The organism is Herbaspirillum sp. B65 (genome assembly GCF_000333555.1).
Lineage (GTDB): Bacteria > Pseudomonadota > Gammaproteobacteria > Burkholderiales > Burkholderiaceae_D > Herbaspirillum > Herbaspirillum rubrisubalbicans.
The window spans coordinates 1-2,269 of the sequence record NZ_BADI01000836.1; the positions used below are offsets into that span (position 1 = coordinate 1).

The following is a 2,269-nucleotide window of genomic DNA, read 5'->3' on the forward strand; positions in this document are numbered from 1 at the left end:
TCAGCTCGAGAGCGAGCTAGTGCCTGGGCTGGCCTATAACATCGCCGTGACCATCTTCGGCGGCTTTGCCGGCCTCATCATCACCTGGCTCATCGACGTCACCGGCGACAAGCTGTCGGTGAGCTACTTCGTCATCTTCGGCGCGGTGTTGAGCCTGGCGGCCTCGACGGCGGCACGTTACGTCTTGCGTCTGCGCTGATCGAAACGACCTGCTGCCCGCTACGGCAGCAGGTCCGCCCCTGCCGGGGCGGCCTTCCTGTCGCCCTATCCCCACCTTTCCATCCCTGCCCCGACTCGCTTTTCTCAGCGGGCGCGAGCACTTCCCGTTGGCTTCTGCCGCCCTTGTACATCGGCAATAAACTACATATTGTGTTTGGGTTTTACCCCCATTAAAGTGCGGGGCGCGTCTCGCCAAAGCAGCGCTTGGCAATACCTGGCGAGACGTCCATTCGCGTTCCGGTATGCCCTGCAGACGTAGCCCGACGACCCCGACGAAGCCGCCAGACACGCTCTTCATAGCGATGAAAAACTTCGTCGGTACCATGCCAGGAAATATTCGCTGGCCGAGGCGCGCACGCCAACAGGCCAGGCATCACGAGCATCCGTCATCCACCGCGCCGGTCGCCATGAAGGGACTGGTCGTATCCCTCGGGGGTCCATCGTGAATTTCCGCAATACCAAAGTCGCCACCCAGTTGATGCTGGGCTTTTCCATCCTGATCCTGTTCATGGCCGCGCTGGGCGGCAATGCCCTCTACCAGATGGGCAACATCAACCAGCAGCTCATCGAGGTCCAGACCAACTGGATGCCCAGCGTGACCACAGCACAGACCATGCTGGCCGAAATGCGGGCGGTCAACCTGGCGCAATATCGCGCCCTCACCGCCAATGACGCACAACGGATGCAGGACGCCAAGACCCGCATCGCCTCCGCCCTGGGCCGCTACAGCAAGGCTGCCGAACAATATCGCCACCTGGTCAGCACGCCCGAAGAACAAAAGGCCTTCGATGAGCTGCAAGACTTGCTGGCCCGTTACAAGCAGATCGGCGACCAGTTGCTGCAGAGGGTCGAGCAAGGCCAGGAAGTCGAAGCCGCCAATATCATGAAGGACACGCTCTATCCGGTGCGCACCGCCATGGAAGCGAAGATCCAGCAGATCATCAGCATCAACCAGCAAGGTGCTGCCCGCGCCGCCGAAGAGGGCCAGGCCAGTTATGTCCACAGTCACGGGATCATCATCGCCTTCACCCTGGCCGCAGCCGTAGCCGGCCTGGTCATTGCGCTGTTGATCAGCCGCCGCCTCACCCGCCAGTTGGGTGGCGAGCCGGGCCAGGCGATGTGGCTGTCGGGCCAGATCGCAGCCGGCAACCTGGCGGCCCGGCTGGAACTGAAAAGCCATGACACCAGCAGCCTGATGCGTTCGCTGATGATCATGCGCGACCAGCTCAGCGGTCTGGTGGGCCAGATCAAGCACGCCAGCAGCTCGATCCACGTGGCCGCGCATGAGATCGCGCAAGGCAACATCGATCTCTCGCAACGCACGGAGGAACAAGCGGCCTCGCTGGAAGAAACCGCCTCCAGCATGGAACAACTGACCAGCACCGTGCAGCAGAACGCCAACAACGCCCGCCAGGCCAGTGGCATGGCCAGTGCAGGGGCGGAAGTGGCGCACCGGGGCGAAGCCGAAATCGCCCAGGTGGTGACGACCATGCGGGAGATGAGCGTGAGCTCACACCAGATGTCTGACATCATCAGCGTCATCGAGGGCATCTCCTTCCAGACCAATATCCTGGCCTTGAATGCTGCCGTGGAAGCGGCGCGTGCCGGCGAGAATGGACGCGGCTTTGCAGTGGTGGCCACCGAAGTGCGCGCGCTGGCCCAGCGCAGCGCGGCGGCGGCCAAGGAAATCAAGGACTTGATCGAGAACTCGGTGAACCGCATCCAGAGCGGCACGCGCCTGGTCGAAGCGGCCGGTGGCACGATTGCCGAGATCCTGCAATCGAGCAGCCGCACCACGACATTGATGAAGGAAATCGCCGCCGCCTCCGAAGAACAGAGCGCCGGCATCGGCCAGGTCAATACCGCCATCGTGCNAATGGACCAGGTCACGCAGCAGAATGCGGCCCTGGTCGAACAGGCGGCAGCCGCTGCACAATCCATGATGCAGCNAGCACAGGCGCTGACCGAGNNNCGTCTCGTGTTCACGCTGGAAGAAAGCGCGCTGGCGACCTTGCCGGGCATGGGCTGCAGCGCTTTGCCGGCACCTGCC

The 2,269-nt window shown here is 62.8% G+C and carries 1 protein-coding gene and 1 pseudogene; both read left to right on the top strand.

Features of this window, described 5'->3' with window-relative positions; translation table 11 throughout:
* A pseudogene (locus tag I5W_RS19930) lies at positions 1–199 on the top strand (hypothetical protein); the annotation flags it as partial.
* Positions 200–661: 462 nt separating this feature from the next.
* Positions 662–2,269 (top strand): methyl-accepting chemotaxis protein (locus I5W_RS19935; RefSeq protein WP_044530535.1); only part of this gene is annotated, 1,608 nt, incomplete at its 3' end.